Raw genomic sequence first — 21,060 nt, 5'->3', positions numbered from 1 at the left:
CGGACACCAACCACCAGTGCAGTGCGGAATCGGTGGTGGGTGCTGATGACGGAGCGACGTCCGATCGGTCGACGGCGGTATCTGCGAGTGACCGGCGCGGCGCTCGGTGTTCTCGCGACCACGCCAGGGGCCAGTGGGGCCGAGGAAGAACAGCGGTTTCTCGTCTCCGGTCGGCCCGACGTCAACGGTGTGGACGTCCTCCACCGGCTAGATCCGATCGACATGGCCGTCGTTCGCGGCGAGGAGTCGGCTGTCAGTGAGGCGAGTTCGGCCTACGCGCGGGACCTGTCGCTCTCGTACGAGACGACTATCGAAGCCAGAGAGACGAACGAGAGTGCGACCGACGAGCCGTTCTACCGGTTCCAGTGGGACAAACGGGCACTTGACGTCCCGGCTGCCCACGAGACGACGCGAGGCGAGGGAAGCCGAGTGACAGTGATCGACACTGGCGTCGATCCCGACCACCCCGACCTCACGGACGCGGTCAACGAAGACCTCTCGCGGAACCTCACCGGAGACGGGGGCGACTACACCGACGTCGAGATCCACGGCACTCACGTGAGCGGACTCGTCGCCGCCGACGACCGGAACGAACGCGGTATCGTCGGCACCGCCCCGGGAACCGACCTGGTCGCGCTCCGCGTGTTCGACGAGTCGGGCGGGGCCAACTACGGGGACATCCTGGCGGCGATCCTCTACAGCGCCGCCATCGGCGCCGACGTCGCCAACCTCAGCCTCGGCACCTATCCGGTGCCGTTCGACCAACTAGAGGAGTTTCACTGGAAGGCCCTGAACAGAGCGACGATATACGCCAGCAGGGCCGGAACGCTCCTCGTCAGTGCGGCGGGAGACGACGACGCGGACCTTCGGCGTGACGGCCCCGTCCGCAGCGTCCCGACCGAAGCGGCGTGGGTGCTCGGGGTCAGCGCGACCGGCCCGACGGGCTTCGATCCGGCGACCGGCGACGCCGAGACGCCCGCTCACGCGCCGGCCCCGGGCACGAACTACGGGACGAACGCGATCGATATCGGTGCGCCGGGCGGCAACAGCAACGGGTCGCTGCGGGACTGGGTGCTCAGCACGGTACCGACCGACCACGGGTTCGATACGCCCTACGCCTACCTCACGGGCACGTCGATGGCCGCCGCCCAGGTCACCGGCGCCGCCGCGCTGATCGCGAGTACGACCGACTATCCTGTCCCCGCCCGAGCAAACGTCCTCGCGAGCGCGCTCAAACACGCCGCGCGCGTCCCCGAAGGATACGACAGGGCGTACTACGGGACGGGCTTTTTGGACGTTCTCAGTGCGCTCGGGGCCCGTGACGGCCCGCAACACACCGGCCACGGGCCAGCGAAACGCGGTCGGAGAAAGCGTCACGGTGCTTCGGCGAACGACGGGCGGCCGTCGGTTCACCGATGAAGCGTTCTTCCGGGCCGCCAGCGCCGGCTGTGAGAGCCACCTGACCGTCGATCGACGCGAGATACGGGCGACCGACCACCGCGCGTAGTCGACGGCTTCGGCGTCGGAACCGCGAATCGCCGACCGCGAGTGGCCCGACGATTAATGTGCTGGTAAGTACGCCGCAGCCGCCTGGGAGACATCGGAAGACGCTCTCTAGGGTGGCGAACCCATCGCATAACAATGCGCCAACAAGTCGATGGACAAGTCAGGAATGGCACGACAGATACCGACGACGACGCGCCGGGCGAACGCGCCCGATGCGTCGACACACGACAGCCTGACAGAACGGCCCAGCCCGCGAGGACGGGCGATAGCGGTCCAGTATCGAACTGACGACCGGAGCGCGACCCGGAGGGGCGGGCGATGACGGACGCACGCACGCGCCTCACGGCCCTCGTGCTCGCGGTGGTGATGGTCACGAGCGTTGCGGTGACCGGCGTCGCCGTCGCACAAACGTCCGGCAACGACGCCACGGCCGGCAACGACGCGCCGACCGAGGAGCCAACGGAGGAACCAACCGAAGAGCCGACCGAGGAACCCACTGAAGAACCAACCGAAGAACCAACGGAGGAACCGACCGAAGAGCCAACGGAGGAACCGACCGAAGAGCCGACCGAGGAGCCGAGTGACGATGGACCAGGCGAGGAGACGTTCGTCGTCCAGCAGGGCGAGAACTGTTACACGGCGACGACGCTCGGCGACGGCACCGAGACGGTCGAGTCCTTCTACAACTACAGCGCCGACTACGACTGGAGCTCCGAGGGAACCAAGCACCTCCAGGAGAACCAGGTGAGCAACCTCTTCGTCTACGAGGGCTCGGAGGGATACAGCCTGGTGTTCGTCCACGACAAGCACGGTGACGGTCCCTACGGGGGCACCATCACCTTCACCGTCGACGGCCAGCCCGCCGACGGCGAGTGGGCCGTCGAGGACGACGACTACCAGGGTCGCGACGACAACTTCGACCACCACGGCACCTACAGCGAGATCGACTGGAAGTGGTCGTCCGACCGCAACGACGGCGGCGCCTTCCGCGGCCTGACGGCCGAAGACGACGTCGCCATCACCGTCGACCCGGCGTTCAACGAGGAGGCCGAGGCCTGGGGCGAGTGGCCCTACTCCGGCGACGAGAACAACCGGACCGAGTCGTGGCAACTGCTCGGCGCGGACGGCGAGCCGGTGACGACGCTCGACATGACCGAGAACGTCACCGTCACGGCCGGGACCTGCGCGAGCGGCGAACTCGACGCGGCCCTGTCGGTGAACGACTCGTCGGTACACACCGACCAGCCCGTCGCGTTCGACGCCAGCGGGTCGACCAGTGACGAACCGGTCGTCGAGTACCGCTGGGACTTCGACGGCGACGGCGAGACCGACTCGACCACCGAATCGGCGACCACCACGCACGCGTACGCGAGCGACGGCGAGTTCGACGCGACCGTGACGGTCGTCGACGAGGCCGGCGAGACGGACGCCGCCAGCGCGACGATCGCCGTGTCGGCGACAGACGACGGAACGGACGACGAGAAAGACGAGACGGACGACGAGAAAGACGACGGAACGGACGACGAGAAAGATGAGAAAGACGAGACGGACGACGGAACGAACGACGGGAAGACGGGCGACGCGCCGACGGCCAAGCTCGACGCGCCCGAGGAGGTCGCGACCGAGACGAAGCTGACGCTCGACGCGAGCGCCTCGACCGACGACGAGGGCATCGTCGAGTACCGCTGGGACCTCGACGGCGACGGTGAGATCGACGAGACGACCGAGTCGGCGACGTACGACAAGTGGGCAACGTACCCCGGTGAGTTCGACGTCTCCGTGACGGTGGTGGACGCCGACGGGAACACCGACACCGCGAGTACCGTCCTCACGGTCACCGACGGCGAACCGCCGACCGCCGACCTGCAGGTTCCCGACGAGGTGACGGTCGGTGAGGAGTTCACCGTGAAAGCGACCAACGTCTCGGACCACAGCGGCGTCGCCCACGTCTGCTGGTACGCCGACGGTGAACCCGGTCCCGACGGCGAGACGATGACGCTCTCGTTCGACTCGACCGGCGAACACACCGTCTCCGTCCTGCTCCGGGACGAGGCCGGCAACGAGCAGAAACTCACTCGCACCATCCAGGTCGTCGCAGCCGACTCCGGTGACGACTCGAAGGATTCTGACGATTCGACGGACGGTGACGAGTCGAAGGATTCCGACGACCACTCGGACGACAAGGACGACAAGGACGACAACTCGAACGACAAGTCTGACGACAAAGACGACTCGGACGACAACGACGACTCGGACGACGATTCGAACTCGACGCCGCTCAGCAACGACCACGACACCGACGACGACGAGCCCGACATCTCCATCACGTCGGTGAACGTCAGCGCAGACGAGGTCGACGTCGGCGAGAACGTGTCGGTCAACGTCACGCTCGCGAACGACGGCGACGCCGACGGCACCCACACGGTGTCCCTCTCGGCCACCGGTCCAGACGAGAACGTGACCACCGAGAACGCGACGGTCGACGTCGACGCTGGCGAGACGCGCAACGTCACCCTCACGACGTCGTTCGCGACGGCAGGTGCGTACAACCTCTCGGTCGACGGCGAGACGGTCGCACTCACCGTGGTCGACGAGGAGGCTGAGAGCGAGGAATCTGACGAGTCGGACGCTGACGAATCGGACGCTGACGAATCGGACGACGACGACTCGAACGAGTCGGACGAAACCGGCGACAACAACCAGGGCGACACCGGGACGGAGAGCGACGACGCCGGCGGCGCCCAGGAGCCCGACGGCGACGACTCGGCCACCGGTGCCAGCGGGCCCGGATTCGGCGTGCTGAGCGTACTCGTCGCCGCACTGGTCGGTGTCGGCTTGCTCGTGCGCCGATTGTAATCGACCAGAAGGTTAGTTGCGAGGGAGTTCGTCTCCCTTTCGGCGGTATTCTTTGTGGGTTGCGGGCTTCTCTTGAGAGGGATTGCTGTGTGAGTGAGAGTGATTGCTACAGCAGCGATACCGTTACTCCAAAGAGAGGAAAGCCCTCGCCGCGCTCCGGTCCGGGGCTTGCTGCGCGCCTCGCTCACTGCCTTCGCTTCGGTGCTAGCGGCGCCCGGGTTCCCGGAGCGGACGGTCGGCTCCGCCGACCGTCGCATGAGCTGGCGGCTACGCCGCCAGCCGCCCCTCGCCCTTTTCGTCCTCCAGAGGGCCTGTTGTCCAGGATGGGAATTGTGTCGGAATCGTCCAAATCGAATAGCGACCAGTTGGCTTCGAGTCCGTCGACGAACTACGCCATCCACGAGCACACGCCACAGCAGGTATCTCCCGACACATCGACAACGAATATAGGATTATAGAGGGAATACAGGCGTATGACCGATGGTGACTCAGGGTCCAACGACGACCCCACAATGACCACGGTCCCACTGGAGATCCCGCAGGCGTTCCTCGACGACCTCGATGCGACCTGGCGTGCGAAGACTTCCCGTCCCGAAGCGAGTTCATCCGATGGGCGCTCCACGACGCTGTCAAGCACCCCTCGTTCTCACGCAAGGGTTGGAAAGACATCGCCACCAGCGAACACCAGCTAGCGACCGGTGAAGGGCGAACCTACAGTAGCGATGAGATTCGAGAACGTCTGAACGAGGACACGGATGGTCACGAGTGACGACGGAATCGAGAAGAAGCGGCAGTTCAGTACGTCTGCGGCGGCCGCTCGAGGATCTCGAAGATCTCCTTTGCCCGATACTCCTTGTTGCGCTGTTTTCCCGTGACTTCCGTCAAGACCCCTTCGTCCTCTAACTCGTCGATCGCACGGTACGCCGTCGACCGCTCGATATCGAGCGTGTTCGCGACCGACTCGGTCGTCACGTAGGGGCGTTCGAAGAGGTGACACGCCAAACGGTTCTTGGCATACTCGACGCCACCGTACTCGTTCTCGTAGCGGCGCCGGAGTGCATCCAGTGCAAGTGTGCGGTCGACGGACTCCTCGGCCTGGCGAGCGACACCTCGCACGAAAAACGACAGCCATTCTTCCCAGTCACCGTGGGTGCGAACTGCTTCCATTCGGTCAACGTACGTCGCCTTGTTCCGGTTGAAGTACTCGCTCAGGTAGAGGTTCGGCCGTTGGAGGAGGCCGTTGTCGTACAGCTGAAGCGTGATCAGGAGGCGACCGAGGCGTCCGTTCCCGTCACCGTACGGGTGGATCGTTTCGAACTGGTAGTGGAACAACGCTATGTCGACGAGCGGATGGTAGCTCCCGCCTGCCCGGTAATACGTCACCAGTGCGTCCATTAGCCCGTCGATTTCGCCCGGCACCGGTGGCAAGAAGTCCCCGATGTGGTTCGGTTTCGCCTTGTAAGCGCCGATCGTGTCGGTATCAACGCGGTCGTCGGGGACGTCCGTGAGGAGCGTCTCGTGGAGGTCGTGGAGCAGCGCGACAGCGATCTCGTCGCCACTGTCGAGCGCGTCGATACCGTCTTTGATAGCCTGCTCGTAGTTGAGGACCTCCTGCGTGTCCTTGGTCTCCGCTTCACTCGTTGCAGCTCCGGTGACAGCTCCGTCGGACCGTTCGTCGAACCTGCGCGTTTCGAGGCTATAGAGCGCGTTATAGTCGATATCTGCACCTTCGATCTCGGCCGACTCCATCGCCTCCTTCCGGAGGAGCGACGTATAGAGGACGGGTGGGAAGTCGAGTTCCAGACTCACGCCGCTGAGCTTCCCGAGCCAGAACGTGGCGTCAGTGAGTAGATCGTAGAAGTCCGTATCTAACGCGAGGTCGCGCGAGGGTGGCAGCGGGTCTGGCCTGTAGTACGACTCTCTGCCGTACGAGATTAGCTCGCCCGGTGCCATGTCTTCTATTTCCTCTGCGCTCATGTACGCAATTACCTTCTCTCGGCAAGCCACATGAATTTGGCGGGAGTGAATGCAAGCTGTGCCCCTTTACCAGCCCCTTGTTTGCATTTAAAAATTCGTATGCAACGAATAAGTGATATTCCGTCGCTCTTTCTCATCCAGGCCAGCTATTGCAAGAGATGATATGACTCAGCAGCGAACTCCATCTTCCCTTGCATCTCGCCCATTCAGTCCTCCAGGGAGCTCACTCCTCGGGTGTGAGAATTTCGTCGAGGTCGTCCATATCGTACAGCGACCACTCGTCCTCGAGGTCGGCTTCGAGCCCGTCGACGAAGCCGCTCTTCGAGAAGAGCGCGAAGCGTTCTGTCCGGTCGTCCGGCCCCCATCGGACGCTGTCCGCCTTCGCTCGCAGGTCGTCGACCAGTCCGTGGCCGACCGGGTCGGCAGTCCACTTACACTCGGCAAGCAGGATCCGGTCGTCGTTCGGGGCAAGCGCGACGACGTCGACCTCGTCTCCGCCGTACCACCACCGGCCGACCTCGGAGTAAGGGTCGAACTCACCACTTCGAATCCCCGCCCAGACCGCCTCGGTACAGACGTCTTCGAACGTCGTCGCGACGTGATTCGGGAGATCGGGCTCGATCGTCCCGTCGAACACGACGTCGGGCGCCTCTTCGATACCCGAACGATTCGGCTCGACGTAGCGGAACCAGAAGCGGAGGAACTCGTCGGCGACCCGGTACAGCGAGCGTTTCGACTGTTTCGCCGAGGCCGTGACCGGGACCTCCCGGTCGACGAGTCGCAATCGGCGGAGCGTCTGGAGGTACTTCGAGAGCGGCCCCTGGTCGACCCCCGTCGCACCGGAAATCTCGTTCGGCGTCGTGTGCCCGGTCGCGATCGCCTCGAGGATACTCATGTACCGGGACGGGCTCTGTAACTCGGTCCGCAGCAGGAATTCGGGTTCGTCGTAGAGGACGGCCGTCGGTGAGAGCACCTGTGACCGAACGTTCTCGGCCAGCGACTCGGTGTAGTCGAACAGCGAGAGGTACATCGGCGTCCCCCCGGTGACGGCGTACGACCGCACCGCGTCGACGACGTCGTACGTGGTCAGGAACCCACCCCTACAGGGGTGGGCTTGTCAGTGGACTCCCGCTCTGGCCATTGCTCATGGCAGGTGTAAACTCACCGTTCGCGTTCAGCATCCCTGACTTCAGGGCCACCTGACAGTTGGCCCGTCCAGCACCAGACGTGAGCCAGTGCTGGACAAGTCGCCATCCGATGTTTCGGGCGGCATTGTAATCGGCGTGGAGTTGCTTTCCACAGTGAAGACACTCGAACTCGTCGCCATCACGATTGCCTCGATCTATGAACCCGCACGCGGAGTGACTGCACCGCTGACTCGTGTACGCTGGATCCACGGTCTCAACGAGAACGCCGTGTTCTTCGGCCTTGTACTCAGTGAACTCTTGAATCATGCGGAACGCCCATTGCTGGAACTTCGACGCGTTCGAGATGCGGTCGCGGATGTTCTCCAGGTCTTCGAACGCGATGGCAGCGCAGTCGTGTCGGCGGGCTTCGTGCACGATGACTTTCGATACACGGTGCAGATAGTCTTCACTCCAGTGGGCAAATCTACTCCCACTACGCAGAATCGTGAGATGAGCTGACCGAGTGCCTGTCTGCTGGAGGCTGCTTCGTCGTCGTTCGTACTCGTCTCGTTTGTGGTTGAGGAAGTCTGCGTTGCCGAGGAACCGGCCTGTGCTGGTGACGGCGAGGGAACCATCCACGTTAAGATCAACGCCAAGAACCGCTCCGTTCTCGACTGTCGATGGGTCGGTGTCAGGCTCTTTTGCAACGGCTACGTGGAGATAGTATGCGCCGTCACGCTTGTGCAGTGTAGCTTCCTTGCGTTCCCACTCGTTTCTGTCCCAGTAGTCCTCGAATGGCGTGCTGTCAGGGTCGTCTGGAGTGACGTAGTTGGCACGAATCCGCCCGTCGACAGTGGCGAGAGTGCAGTGGTCGTCGTTGTACGTGATCGTACGAGAGCCGTACACGACGGCCGTGCCACGGAACGTCGGTTTACTCGCTGCGCCACCGTCGAAAATCCGACTTTGGTAGTTGTCGAGGGCGTCGGTGGCGAGCCGTCGCGCCGATTGGACGTGATTCGAGTGGAGAGCAGTCTGCGTACGTACCTCGTCGTAGGTAGCCGCGTTAAGGTCGTTTTGATTGGTGACGATCTCGGTGGGGTCGCCGGCCCAGCCGTAGTCCACCACGTACTGTGCTGCGTGGCGGAATTGCTCGAACGTGGCATCGAGACTGCTATGCGCGTCCGCTGGCACGTCGAGCTTGACCTGGATGTTCCGGACGACCGTCACAGGCCAGATTGGTTCCGTGTTAATATTTAAAATCAAGGCCGTGTCGGGGAGTTGGTCTTGGCATTGCCCGTGGATTGTATCTAGTGTAGACGCGCTTCCTCCCACGGCTCAAGCCGTGGGTTTCCGCACTGCGACTTGTATGATCGTCCGCGCCTGACGGAACGAGAAGGGCTGCAGGTCGATCTGCCCCGTTCGCCGACCGTAGAGCGGGCTTTCGTGCCCGAGGACCGCGGACTCCATCGTACTCACGCTCGACCCGCACAGGACGAGCATGGAGTCGGTGTGCTGGAGCTGTTCGTCGACGAACGACTGGACGTACGAGGGCAGCGAGTCGTTCTCGTCGACCAGATAGGGGAACTCGTCGATGACGACGACCACCGGTTCGTCGGCGAGTTTCTCACCGAGGTACTCGAACGCGTCGTCCCACCCGTCGATGCGCGGAACGCGGTCGTCGAAGCAGGTCGCGACCTGCTCGACGAACTTCTCGCGCTGTCGGGGCTCGGCCTCCTGTGCTGCGAGGAAGTATATGTGTGGTCGGTCGCTGCAGAACTCCTTGAGCAAGGCCGTCTTCCCGACGCGACGACGGCCGTACACGACGTAGAATGCGTGCCCAGGCGATTCGACGGCCGCCTCGAGGGCGTCGAGTTCCGCGACCCTGTCGTGGAAAGTCATTATCTCGATAATCATTATTCCAGGAATGACCTTGATGGTTGCGGTGGTTCGTCGAAGAAAGTGAGATGAAGAAAGCAACGTCCTCCGCGTGCGTTTCGGCGTTGCTATCACGACTCCCCACACGACGAATGCCCTTCAGGGGACCACAGACTTTGCCCTGCCCCTGATCGCGTGGTGAAATTCCCTCTGTCGAAAAGCCGTCAAAGCAACTGCGGTCGGTTCGCGGCCGCTCCCGGCCCTGTGGGGGAACTAGAAAACGTGAGTCCCGGCGTAGAGAAGCGGTGTGTGCTCCCCCAAGATGAACTCGGATCGGGAATGGAGAAGCGTTAGTCGCCCCCAAGAAGTCGAGATATCGGCTGCCCCCGCCCAGTACTGACAGTGGATTGCAATTTGTTTCATTTGTCGAAGGATCCTGCTACTTTGTTAAATCTCAAGAGCCGTGGATTTATTACTGATTGACTGAAACTCGGTGACGAGGATGTCGGTTCCAAGTACCTGCCCGGAGTGTGGGACACTACTGAATCACGTCAAGGCGTCTCCCGGAGGGACGAACGCCCCGATGACGATGTCGTGTCCGGACTGCGGGTTCGAAGAGACGGTTTGAGGGTGGATAGGGTGGAGTAGTCGCTGTCGGTGTGGCCACGCATGGGTTGGCGTCCGTGGTTCGCGACACAGTCTTCCGGTCCGTCAGCGAGACGGCGGCCGGATGCGGTCGAGACTGGACGACTGGATAGACAGTCGTGAGTGAGGTGTGTCGTCGACAGTAGGTAGTGAGAAATGTCGGTGACTTGGCGGCCGAAACCACCGACATATTGAAGGCCCTAGATACGTGAGTTCCAGTATCTGGGTGCGGGCGCTCAGGGAACTCACCGATGTCTTCACACAACAAACTCGGCGGGGCTCGGGGAACAGTTCGAAACGGGTCCGAAACGGACCACCCACAGGTGATCTGTACGGCGTGTCAACGACCGATCGAGGACGGCAAGCGAAGCGACTGGCGTGGGGAACCAGTCCACTTCGAGTGTGGCGCCGAGTTGCGGTGTGGTGTATCGGTTGGCGGAAGCAGATCTGAATAGCGGCTGGCAACGAGAAACTAGCGGACAACGGTCGAATCCCACGGCCTGCTCGGTAGGAATCCGTCGTCGATTTCTTAGAGGGAGTGACGGCCCGTGAACGGCCCTGGCCCGACGCCTGACTCGCCGTTTGCTGTTCGTCTCCGCTCGACCGGCCCCGGTCAGATTTCTCGGCAGGTGCGACGACAAACCTGGTCTTGGGGACAGAGCGACGATGAGAGACCGCTTTGGCCGTGCTCAGCTAGTTATCGAGCATGCAAAACCGGTTGCATAGTCCGGGAAGAGGACAGAGCATGGCAGGGAGATCAGAACTAGTCAGACGGCAGAGTCCACAGCGGGCAGTCGAGCGATGGCCGTATCGCCGATGAGCGGGGGTGAGAGAGGCAATCCGAGAACGAAGGAGCGAACGGCCGGCGACAGAGATACGGTGATGAAATCGTCATAATCGGTTTCCATCTGGCGGTTTCGGGACCGCGCGAGGCGGCGTTTTCGCGGCAAATGTGGCCCCGGAATAGGGGGCTACACCGCGATTCGAGGGGTCGAATCTCCGTGTTATGCCGAATGAACAAACCATTGTCGAGAGCCGGTCGAGGCTGTCGATTTCGTGCAGTACTAGGTAATGGAGAAGGTCCACATGGGCCGACGACGGCCGGGAATCCGGTCGACTACCCCGAATTCCCAGGCAGGACTGGTAATGGAGGGGGTGAATTCGACAAACCCTGTTTCAGAGAAGTTCTAAACAGTGATTTCGAGGGGTGGAACGAGTCCAAGATTTCCACCTCCTGATTGCAGAACCGACGTCTCGTCGCCTGCAATCGCACTCTTTCGTCCACGATTTGCTCTCCCCGGCAGTTAGCCATCTAGTTCGTTGTTGGCAGTGATAAGGACGTTCCTTGCGGACGTGAGACGGAATTCGTCTCGCCGAGCGACGTAAAACAAACGAGATGGGCGCTCGGCGCCGCTGGCAGTCTGGAAGAAGGTTCGGAAGATGGGCTCTAGTTCGGAGCACCGCGTCTGCCGCCTCAGAGCGGAAGATAGTCGTCTCCGCGTCGGGCACCGAGCCGATGCTGATAGTTATTCCTCGTTTCGTGATGTCGGACAGTGTCCTCTTAAGCAAAATGAGAGATAAAGGACCGGGCTATCCAGTCATTCGTTGCATGAGTTCTACGGCAGCTCATCACCGAAGTAGACACTTTGAATTTCCAGTTTCGTAACTCTATACAGCATGAGCTACGACACGGAACACGTGCGAAACGCGGGTAACCCACCGGGGCCGATCACCGGCGTCCCGACGTTCACAGAGTTGCTCGAGAACCCATCTCTCGCCGCCCTCTATACGTCGATCAGACGAGCGGGAGCAACGACAAGTCCCGAACTCGTCGAGACAGCGACCGTTTCGAAAAAGACGGTGTACGACTACCTGCACAAACTGGAGCAGGCCGGCCTGATCAGCGAGGTCGACACCGATACCGGGACGCCGCGTACACCACCCAGGAGTTCGAACTGAGGCTAACGGTCCACGAGACGGAAGTGTCGATCACTCCCGAACTCGTCGAAGTGATCGCACACAAGAACGACTACGCAGCCCTCGAACGGGTTCTCGTCGACAATGGTATCGTCACATTCGCACTCGCACACGATCTCGTGAAGGCCCACAGTGAGGGTGACGTGACGGTTCGCCAGATCGCGAGCCTCACGGACCTCTCCCCTGGGACTACCTACGATCTCGTCGACGCACTCTATTCGATCCTCGATCTCGGGGACGGCGAGTCCTCTCCGACGACGTACACACCGGACGATTTCGAAGAAGCGGCGGGCGATCTTCTCTAGGAATTCGCCGACGAATAATCCGGACCACGGGATGTAAACTGCGAATATTGCGGACACGGTGATATTTCAGAATCTGGGGAAGTATCCCAACCCACGCTGGCAGTCGCTTGAGTCCGCGGTCTCGGACGCGGGAACGTAAATCTGGGTGCCAGCTGGGGTCTAAGACGAACTCTCGAATACTGGAAGCGCCGATTTACCGATGAATCCGTGACAGCAGATCTGGGCCCCATCGTCAATTCCAAGTTAACGACGAATAGATTTGCTCTGTAGGATCGCTTGATTAGGTCAGTGGTGAACGGAATCGTTTTCTGTGAATTGTTTACTAAGTTGCCGTCAGAAGAACCAATTACTTGGCAGTATTGTCTGCGAATGATCGGTGTCTCGTAGCCGAGTACTGTTTATCGACTCAATCAAAAATCGGCCTCAAGGCCGGTTGACGTGTGCCCAAACAGGGCAAAATAAAAAGGTGAAGAGAAGGGACCGCTATTTGTTAATTATCAACGCTAATCAATTGGATCCGTGCGCAACTCGTCGATGAATCACAACCTCCACCTCGGAACCTACAAGGCGGACTATTTGGGACACAGATCACAGTCTAGGTGGTCAACTCTAATCAGCGTCACGTCCAGAACCTCAAGATAAGACAAAACAGAGAGGTGACAAACCCCCTGTCACGGAGATGGGTTCATTGGATTTCAAATGCATCTGCGACTGCGAGATATATTAGAGGCCAGGGGACACACTACGCCAGACATCTAATTGAATGGCACTACCTGCCGGAAGGGCAGAAGCGTGGTATAACGGTATATTTATAGTTTCAGTAGAGATTACACTAATTATGGCTCCTCACAGCGAGGTGTTTATCCTACAGACCATTTGTAGTATGCTGGCCTGTCTCCTCTTGCTCGTAGTCTTTAATCAATTCACAATGCCCCGTTACACTATAATATCGTACTTTATTTTTCTCTTGGTAAGTTATTCTCATTATGGGAGCTTTGTGAGTAAGAGGAGGACCCGTCTCAAATACATCATTGGACTTTCAACGGGTATTGCAGGCATCGCTATGGGAATTATTCTCAAAACACGCGTTGAATTATTCTTATAATATGGTTAGAGATTTAGATATCCGAATTCTGGCCGGTGAGGAGATGAGGCGCGCAACGGCCCTCAAAATTTTATGTGTCCTAACATTCATCTCAACCGCGATTGGAGCCTTTTTAGCGCAAAACGAAGTGATTAGCGAGTTTATCTGGAGTACCTTAGTTTATTCAGACCACATCATGGAGACAGGCCACCTTTCTGGTGACGGGAATAACCCTGGCTATATAGTCATCCTCTCTATCTTTCGGTTAATTCTCGGCGTATCGCCCGAGCTTGTAGTCGTTTTACCCATTGGCATCCTTATTGGCCCGTTCATTTATTATGCTGTTACACGTTCTCTGTTCGGGACAAAACTGGTCGCATTAGCATGCACGTTCTATATTTTAACTCACATCACCGAAACCGCGTGGCACAGCGTGTTCGCGTATGCATGGGCACGACCGCTCTACCTCCTGTGTTTGGTAATTCTCATTAGTGGATTGGCGTCCTCTCAGAATCGTATAGACAACCGTTATCTCTACCTCTTCGGTATCATGGTGGCTGCGCTCCCTTGGTTGCATTATACTCCTGAAGCTTGGCTGATATTGTTTGCCGGTACAGTACTAATTATCGGATATCTCGACGGCCAACCCTGGACCGAATACCTTGCACTTGGTTTTGTAATAATGATGAGTGCTTATATCGGCTCTACGCGAATTATCTACGACACATTCCTTCCCTCTTTATTTGCGATGGTTGAGCAGGAAACTCATTCGAACCCAGTCCAGATATTCATCGTGCAGATTATGTCTATGATTGTTGGCGAGACTTCAGCGGTTTCAAAGTACCAAGTCGCTGCAGGGAGCCCGATCTACAGCCGAGTAAGGTTAGCGATCAACGTCCTCATTGCTGGTGTTATTCTTCTTTCTGCACCATTCGTGATAAAGCGGATTATCGCGGGGATCAGGGCATCAAAACCCAGCATTGAACTTCCCACTTACGTCTATGTCGGCCTCGTGAGCACCCTCTTTTTCCACGCATTGGTCTACGGGATCGTGTTTAGCCTGAGCACCCAACCGCTCATCTTCTTAGGCCCGATATTGGGTCTTCTCGCACTTGATCAAATTACAAAACGAAAGAAGGTATTTGTGGGCTTCCTGGTCTTCTTGATAGTGCTTTCTGCCGTATCTGTCATACTTCGGCTCGGTCAATTTGATATCTACTACAGACGTTACTCACTAATTGAGCCAGGCGTCCGCTGGTTCTCAGTGTATGCGCAGCACGACCCATATCAGGATATTTCTGTGATGTCGAGTAGTCACCTATTCTATTATTTCAACTACATCGCTTCACCGGAAAATTTTCAGTCCGTATCAATCAACGCAGACCACTACGCAGCACTTGTTGGTGATAATAAGTCCGTATCAGGATCTGCAGACTACATGGTCGCCGATATGCGCAGTAAAGAAGTAGTGGTGCAGGGAGAACATCTCAATATCCAGTACGAACCGCTCAATACCCACCACGCTGAAATCCAAGCAAACACGGAACTACAGAAAGTATATTCAGACGGCATGTCTGATTATTATAGGATTGAAGAGAATCAAACCAGTAAATGAGGAATGCGTATATGATTGTTATTTTGCTTCGCGAAAAGTGACAAGATATTTGGTGAAGAGTTAGATGAGTAATTTAGTGACTCAGCCCTTGAGTTGTACTCTCTGGGTTAGTTCACCGTGGCCCGGCAGATCAAAATCAACAATTCTGTCACATTGGCTTGATTCGGGGAGGGGGGTAACGACAAACAACCGAGTGAGGCAAAACCAGGTGTCGTAGATAGTGGAACCACACGCTGATAAGGTGGTTTCACCCCTGTCATACAAACTGCGAGTAATAGAATTTCAACAACAACGCAAAGACTTACGAGATGAAGACGTGTCGTGCCAACTAAGTATTCAGGGTGGACACTAGTAAGAACGCCGAAAGTGCCCCAGTGAGCGCCATACCCAGTGACTCGCTTTGCCTAAGGTATCGTTAAAGAGGTAATCCGGGCTTTAAATACCTCTCCTTTCCGGATAGTTCGGGGTGCAAGGCAACCTTTTTCCATAGTAGGTACGACAAGTACTTTGTCAGACAGGTCACTTGGGTTGACAGACAAGGATATACGGTCACTAATTCGTTACCTAGAGATCATTCATGATGGAAGAAATAAATAACGTGTATATTTTCGTCGCCGACAGCCTTCGGTGGGACGCTCTCCCTGAAGCTGCAGGGTCGGATGGCGTAGTGTTCAAAACGGTAGCGCAGTCCCTCTACTCGCCCCCATCGTTCGCGACATTGGCGACCGGTTTGTATCCGCAGCAACACGGCGTGACCGGCTGGGCGAAGCAGTTCCCGGACGGTGTGAAGACGTTCTTCGACTTGGAGGATGTCTCGACCGGTTTCTTCCAGAAGAGTGGTTCGGCTGCAGATCCGATATACGATGCCGTGTCCGTAGAGGGAAAGACCAATCTCGACGAACTGGAGACGCCGTTTTTCTACATGGAACGGGATATGACGCCTCACGTCCCCTTTAACGGGTACGACTCCGTAGCGGAATACTTCGACGGAATCGGCGGCGATTACGAGAAACTACAGCGTGATTACCGTGCGGCGGCCGAGCGTTCGTTTGCCAAGTTTCAAAGTCGAGTGGAGCAGATCAAGGACACGCTCGATGAGGATGACACGATGTTCGTCTTCACCAGCGACCACGGTGAACTCCTCGGGGAGTACGGTGACGTCGTTCACACATTTCCTGCCTGCCCCGAACTTGTGTACGTCCCTACAGTGATGATGACTCCCGGAGGAACGGACGACGTTGAGACTGCGGTGGAATCGAATGGGATCATCGAGCATGTGGACGTCGTAGAGACGATTGCACGGCGATTCACTGACGACTTTCAGACCGCCGGTGCGGATCTGTTCACAGACGAGCGGAGTCGAGAGTGGGGCTATAATTTTGCTCGATCAACCCGGAACGGTATGACGTTCTATACCGCAGACAGTATCTGGTGGGAGAACGCCGGATACAGTCGACAAACGAACCGACGAACTGAGCGACTGTTACTGGCAATCTATATGATGACGCGAAGCGCAGAAAAACCCGCATTGTGGTCAGACCCGATGTCCCTGCTTAAAACTTATATAAATACCTCACACACATTCGGGGATCCGCCAATCTCACCGTCCGCGGCTGAGAACGAAATCGACGACATCAGGAAGACAATTCAGACCCGCGAGGCCGAAGAGAGCGCCCTATCAGACACCTCCCGGGACCGATTGAAGGACCTGGGCTACATCCAGTAAACACGCCTCGCGCCTCGGTCAACGTATTCGGCCCTGCGATCACTCTCGCTCCCGCCACCGGCGAACTCACGGGAGAAAACAATGTGTCGCCCGAACTAGCGTTCGTTCGCTGCTGTGGGCTCTTCGTCGGTCGGAAGTTTCACGGGAGACTGGCGTCTTCCGACCGCCGCCGCGAGCTCCGGGTAGAAGAAGAACGCGGCGAATAACGCAAGGCCGAGACTGCCCTGTGCGTACCGAGTCGGCGAGATGCGCGTGAAATAGTAGACGAACGGCATCGGCTCCGGAGCGGGGATAGCAACGAGAGGCCAATACAAACTCGCGACGTAGGTCGTCTGCCACTGATCGGGCGGGACGGTGAGGAGCAGGTCGTAGATGTCAGCGAACACATGCGACAGATACCCAAAAGTGAAGAGCGCACCAAGCGTCGCCCGGTCGCCACGTGTGAGAAATATTGTGACTGCAATAACAAGCGGAACCGCGAACAGTAGCGAGTGGGCGAACGACCGGCCCGAGGGAAGGACATGAAGTCCCCATGCGAGCGGTTTGTCGATGAGGTCAGGGAGCTGGGTTGCGACGAAGAGAAACACCGTCACCCTGCGACTCGGTAGTCGCTGCTGTCGCAGAAGTCTGTAGGTGAGAAACGGGAGAAACGCGACGGCAAAGTGACCCCATGGCATCATAGATGAGTATCGATTGGAGTCCTGGTGCATAACTAACGCCATCCAATATCATAATTGATTCTAGTAAGCGAGTGAAGGGGGGATAATTCCGTTCCTTTATCGCATTAGTGGCTGAATTCCGGTAATGATTTTCTGCCCTCATTATCGGTATCTTATGAGAGGTTCTTGGAAGACCAAGGCTATCACGGCCCACGGAGTTCGTGCCACCGAGAAGAAACCGTAACTTTCGGCCTGGACCCACTTCCGCCCTCAGCGACAGCTCCCGCGATATTGGTCGCAGCGAGCGTCGGTTTCGACACGATACCTACTTGCTGCAGATAGCAGCGGGGATAAGTTGACGATCTCTGGATTACCGCCGTTCACTCAGGTGTTTCGGCGGATAGGCTGGTACCGTTCGACGAATGCCACAACCGCATCGCGGTGTAACAAAGACAGCGAGAGGAAGTAGATGGCACCGCCGGCGGCCACGGCCACCGCGAGGAACGGAAGCGAGTCAATCGAATAAAGTCGCTGGAACAAGAGCAGTCCGAGGCCCATGGACGTCGCAGAGACGATCTGCTTGCTGATAGCCTGGTAATCGATCCCGACGTTGACGATCTGTTTGATGTACGTGGACGCCAGGCCGAGCGAAACGAGCATTGAACCGGCGGTCGCTATCGCTGCTCCGGTCCATCCCATCACCATGACGAGGCCGAAGTTGCCGATGACGTTCGTTACGAGAAACACGGCGTTGATCCGGAACGCCAGGTCCGGCCTGTCGACTGCGTTGAGCGTGAACGCGAGCACCGAGTAGTAGCAGTGGAAAATACGGCCGACCATGAGAATTGCCATAATCTCGTACCCTGCGGAGAACTCCTCACCGTATACCGCGAGTACGTGCTCTCCCAAGAAGATAGACCCGACGATGCCCGGGATGACCAGGACGCCGGAGTACGTGACTGCCCTATTGATGAGCTGTCTCGATTCGTCGTGTTTACCTTGATAATGTAAGTTGCTGACTTTGGGGAATATGGCCTCCGAGAGCGCAACCGACGCGAAGTAGAACACGCCGGTTATCTTCCAACTGACTTCGTAGATAGCGATGAAGTTCGAGGCAACGAAAAGGCCGAGCACGAGGACGTCCACCCAGTTCCACATCTTGTTGGCGATTGATGTAAGCCAGCTGAATTTTGAAAACGCGTAAAGACTCTCGATCTGTTCCCAGCTCGGCACGGCAAGCCCGATGTCCATCATCAAGAATCCATAGACGATGGCGATGACGTAACCAAACCCTAAACCAGCTATCAGACCGAACTCGCCGAGGCCCTGCTGAATGGCGACGATCCAGAACGCGAACTTTCCGAACTCCTGTATCGCCCCGACGAACGCCGACCGGACGACTTTCATCTCCCCGTCAAGGCCCGATTTGACGCTCATCTTGAGCACGGACAGGAAGAGGACGCCGACGAGAAAGAGCGCGCTCGATTCAATCCCGACGTACTCGTTGATGTAATCGCTCAACAGCGTAATGGCGAGGGCGACGAAGACCAATATGAGAGACCGGACGAGCAACGAAGCCGTGAAAAACTTAGCGCGGTCGCTACCCTCGCTGATTCGTTTCTTCGTGGCCATGACGATGCCCATATCAGTAGACGTCGATAGGAGCACTGCCGTAGAGTGAAACAGAAAGTACACTCCGAGCGGTGCCGCGCCGAGGGTCTGGGCGGCGTAGAGTGTACTAGAGAGGACGGCAAGAGAGATGGAAGCCTTGGCAGCGAAGATACCGATCGACGATCTGGCGATGTTCATTGCTGGTGGCTGGAATGACGTCCAGTACGAGAGAGGGACCAACCGTGCCTGCGGGTAATTCCTCTCGGGTATTTTGTAAAGTTTCTCTCTCCGTCACTCCGAGTTTCGAACAGACCTCCATCCCGAGTCAATCCAGCATTCATTCGGTGAAAGAAGCACAGTCAGACCCTGTCAAAACAGTTCGGCGGTTCGGTACGGAAGGCGATTGGCCGACACTTGCGGCGGCGAACGCTTTCGGAGAGAACGACTGCCACGGGGGTATGTTTTCAGTGATCAAACGTGCGTTCGAAGATGGGGGCCAGAGTCCCAGCGGCACGTAGCAGTCTATCAAGCCATAGACAGGAGTCATAGATAGCCGAGATCCTCAAGTCGGTTCTGAACGGCTTCCGAGTCGGAGTCGGCCGCACCGGATTCAGTGTTCTCCACGCCGGAAGAGAGTGGATCACGGAACTCAATGTTGCTCTCGGTGGTGAGATGCTCTTCGATAACGCGGCCGTCCAAGTCATCCGGAACAGCGTACCCGTTCAAATGGAGAAGTGTCGGGTAGAGGTCTTCGATGTTCATCACGTCGGGCGTCGACTCGAAAGACGGCCCCAAGAGCATCACGACGCCATTACGATGGTGGTAGGGGATGGGACGGTCGCTGATCGGATCGTTTCGGTCCCCTCTGATCACCTGATACCGATCGCCCAGAACCACGATGTCGCCCATGTTTTCAGACGACCCATATTCAGAAGTCACATCTACTGGCCTGATCCCTGGGATGTCGCTCAGTTCATCGATCAACTGTGCTTTAAGTGACTCGTATCGCTCACCCGTGTGATTGATGTAGATCGATTGCTCCTGATCGTGTCTGCAATAAGCCTCAGTATCTGACATGTCGATCCCTTTCTCGGAGGTAAACTCAACATTGTGGTCCGAGAAGAACCGATAGATCGGCATCAGTGAGTTCATCAATACTTCATTTCGGCGAACAAAATCGTACAGCGGACCGATGTCGAAGGTAGTCGTTGCATCGTCGTTTGAGTTTTGGAACTGAACGCCGTCCTTCGAAAACGAGAGATAACCGTTCTCATGGAGCCAGCCGTTGAGCGAGAAATAGCCGTCGAACTGCCTGAACCCGTGGTCAGACATCAGTACGAGATTGTCGGTTTCGGCCTTCGCATCTACGAGCCACGAGATAAAGTCGTCGATCTCTCGAAGAATCTTACGGGCGACGTCAGCCTCTGACGTAGAGGCGCGACCTGCCAAGTCGGAATAGACGCGATGTTGCATCGTGTCGGTGCCCGAGAATAGCGTGAAGACGAATTCGTGGTCCCCGTCCTCTATGACCTGCTTCGTTATCTCGATTCGGTCGCGTTCGATGGACAGGAGTGATTTAAGAAACGCGAGGTCGGAGTTGCCGTCCGGATGGGGCGAGTACGAGTTGAGGTTCGGATATCGATCACGCAGATCGGATGGATGGATGAAATCGACGAGGTCGTCGCTATTCGTGAGCCAGCTGGTGACGACGTCACCGTCGATCCGCGGCGGATAGGTGTACGGCAGATTCATCACGAAACAGTCGTCGTCTTCGTGGTCGAACGACTCGTAGATAGCCTCGCTCGCCAAATCGGCGCCGGAGAACTCGCGCATCTTGTACGAGTTCTCCGCCTCGTAGATGTTAATGAGCGAGGAGATACCGTGACGTTCGGGATTCTTCCCTGTCTGGAAACTGGACCATGCGGGGCCAGTAGTGGGTGGAAGCGTGCTCAAGAGGGTTCCACCCGATTCGTCAAACAGATTACTAAGCGTCGAGGTCTCCTCAAGGCCGATCAACATCTCACTGAGACCGTCGAGACCGATCACAATTGTTCGCCCGTTCATATTTTTAGGATCAAGTCAGTTGTTATTTAAATT

General features: G+C 57.8%; 11 protein-coding genes and 2 pseudogenes. 6 read left to right on the top strand and 7 right to left on the bottom strand.

Annotated elements, in window-relative coordinates; all coding sequences use genetic code 11:
- The first annotated feature begins 45 nt into the window (after positions 1-45).
- Positions 46-1,419: a S8 family serine peptidase gene (locus BM337_RS01825; protein ID WP_089813338.1), complete on the top strand. Its 1,374-nt coding sequence runs from the start codon at positions 46-48 to the stop codon at positions 1,417-1,419.
- Positions 1,420-1,824: 405 nt separating this feature from the next.
- Entirely contained in the window at positions 1,825-4,362 is a 2,538-nt protein-coding gene (locus BM337_RS01820; protein ID WP_089813337.1) for a PKD domain-containing protein, read from the top strand.
- 795 nt (positions 4,363-5,157) lie between these two features.
- Here the strand turns inward: BM337_RS01820 and BM337_RS01810 are convergent.
- From BM337_RS01810 to BM337_RS01795, 4 genes and pseudogenes are all read right to left on the bottom strand, one after another.
- Complete coding sequence (locus BM337_RS01810) at positions 5,158-6,339, bottom strand: Fic family protein (protein ID WP_089813335.1); 1,182 nt, start codon at positions 6,337-6,339, stop codon at positions 5,158-5,160.
- Between the two features lie 223 nt (positions 6,340-6,562).
- Positions 6,563-7,423 (bottom strand): annotated as a pseudogene (locus tag BM337_RS01805) (ATP-binding protein); the annotation flags it as partial.
- Between the two features lie 16 nt (positions 7,424-7,439).
- Positions 7,440-8,693 carry an RNA-guided endonuclease InsQ/TnpB family protein gene (locus BM337_RS01800; RefSeq protein WP_089813334.1) on the bottom strand — a complete coding sequence of 418 codons (1,254 nt, stop codon included), beginning with the start codon at positions 8,691-8,693 and terminating at the stop codon, positions 7,440-7,442.
- A gap of 138 nt (positions 8,694-8,831) precedes the next feature.
- A pseudogene (locus BM337_RS01795) lies at positions 8,832-9,365 on the bottom strand (AAA family ATPase); the annotation flags it as partial.
- Between the two features lie 2,298 nt (positions 9,366-11,663).
- Between BM337_RS01795 and BM337_RS21470 the strand changes: the two are divergent.
- From BM337_RS21470 to BM337_RS01775, 4 genes are all read left to right on the top strand, one after another.
- The gene (locus BM337_RS21470) at positions 11,664-11,945 is read left to right on the top strand and encodes a winged helix-turn-helix domain-containing protein (RefSeq protein WP_245778585.1); all 282 of its coding nucleotides are present in this window, start codon (positions 11,664-11,666) and stop codon (positions 11,943-11,945) included.
- A gap of 23 nt (positions 11,946-11,968) precedes the next feature.
- The gene (locus BM337_RS21465; RefSeq protein WP_245778584.1) at positions 11,969-12,268 is read left to right on the top strand and encodes a hypothetical protein; all 300 of its coding nucleotides are present in this window, start codon (positions 11,969-11,971) and stop codon (positions 12,266-12,268) included.
- 1,148 nt (positions 12,269-13,416) lie between these two features.
- Entirely contained in the window at positions 13,417-14,967 is a 1,551-nt protein-coding gene (locus tag BM337_RS01780; RefSeq protein WP_177227108.1) for a hypothetical protein, read from the top strand.
- 577 nt (positions 14,968-15,544) lie between these two features.
- Positions 15,545-16,693 carry a sulfatase-like hydrolase/transferase gene (locus BM337_RS01775; protein ID WP_089813328.1) on the top strand — a complete coding sequence of 383 codons (1,149 nt, stop codon included), beginning with the start codon at positions 15,545-15,547 and terminating at the stop codon, positions 16,691-16,693.
- 95 nt (positions 16,694-16,788) lie between these two features.
- Here the strand turns inward: BM337_RS01775 and BM337_RS01770 are convergent, their stop codons facing one another.
- The 3 genes from BM337_RS01770 to BM337_RS01760 form a co-directional block, all read right to left on the bottom strand.
- On the bottom strand, positions 16,789-17,403 hold the full coding sequence (locus BM337_RS01770) for a metal-dependent hydrolase (protein WP_177227107.1): 615 nt from the start codon (positions 17,401-17,403) through the stop codon (positions 16,789-16,791).
- A 333-nt stretch (positions 17,404-17,736) separates the two neighbouring features.
- Complete coding sequence (locus tag BM337_RS01765; protein WP_089813325.1) at positions 17,737-19,161, bottom strand: lipid II flippase MurJ; 1,425 nt, start codon at positions 19,159-19,161, stop codon at positions 17,737-17,739.
- Between the two features lie 345 nt (positions 19,162-19,506).
- Positions 19,507-21,027: an alkaline phosphatase family protein gene (locus BM337_RS01760; protein WP_089813323.1), complete on the bottom strand. Its 1,521-nt coding sequence runs from the start codon at positions 21,025-21,027 to the stop codon at positions 19,507-19,509.
- Positions 21,028-21,060: the final 33 nt, after the last annotated feature.

It is taken from the genome of Halomicrobium zhouii (genome assembly GCF_900114435.1).
In the GTDB taxonomy this organism is placed as follows: Archaea; Halobacteriota; Halobacteria; order Halobacteriales; family Haloarculaceae; genus Halomicrobium; species Halomicrobium zhouii.
Note: the sequence above shows the minus strand (reverse complement) of the source record. Positions and strands in the feature narration are given on the sequence as shown.

Bases quoted from the DNA above. Each gene is read 5' to 3' on its own strand.
- BM337_RS01825 (WP_089813338.1), top strand. From the start codon at position 46: ATGACGGAGCGACGTCCGATCGGTCGACGGCGGTATCTGCGAGTGACC.
- BM337_RS01820 (WP_089813337.1), top strand. From the start codon at position 1,825: ATGACGGACGCACGCACGCGCCTCACGGCCCTCGTGCTCGCGGTGGTG.
- BM337_RS01810 (WP_089813335.1), bottom strand. From the start codon at position 6,339: ATGAGCGCAGAGGAAATAGAAGACATGGCACCGGGCGAGCTAATCTCG.
- BM337_RS21470 (WP_245778585.1), top strand. From the start codon at position 11,664: ATGAGCTACGACACGGAACACGTGCGAAACGCGGGTAACCCACCGGGG.
- BM337_RS01780 (WP_177227108.1), top strand. From the start codon at position 13,417: ATGAGGCGCGCAACGGCCCTCAAAATTTTATGTGTCCTAACATTCATC.
- BM337_RS01775 (WP_089813328.1), top strand. From the start codon at position 15,545: ATGATGGAAGAAATAAATAACGTGTATATTTTCGTCGCCGACAGCCTT.
- BM337_RS01770 (WP_177227107.1), bottom strand. From the start codon at position 17,403: ATGCACCAGGACTCCAATCGATACTCATCTATGATGCCATGGGGTCAC.
- BM337_RS01765 (WP_089813325.1), bottom strand. From the start codon at position 19,161: ATGAACATCGCCAGATCGTCGATCGGTATCTTCGCTGCCAAGGCTTCC.
- BM337_RS01760 (WP_089813323.1), bottom strand. From the start codon at position 21,027: ATGAACGGGCGAACAATTGTGATCGGTCTCGACGGTCTCAGTGAGATG.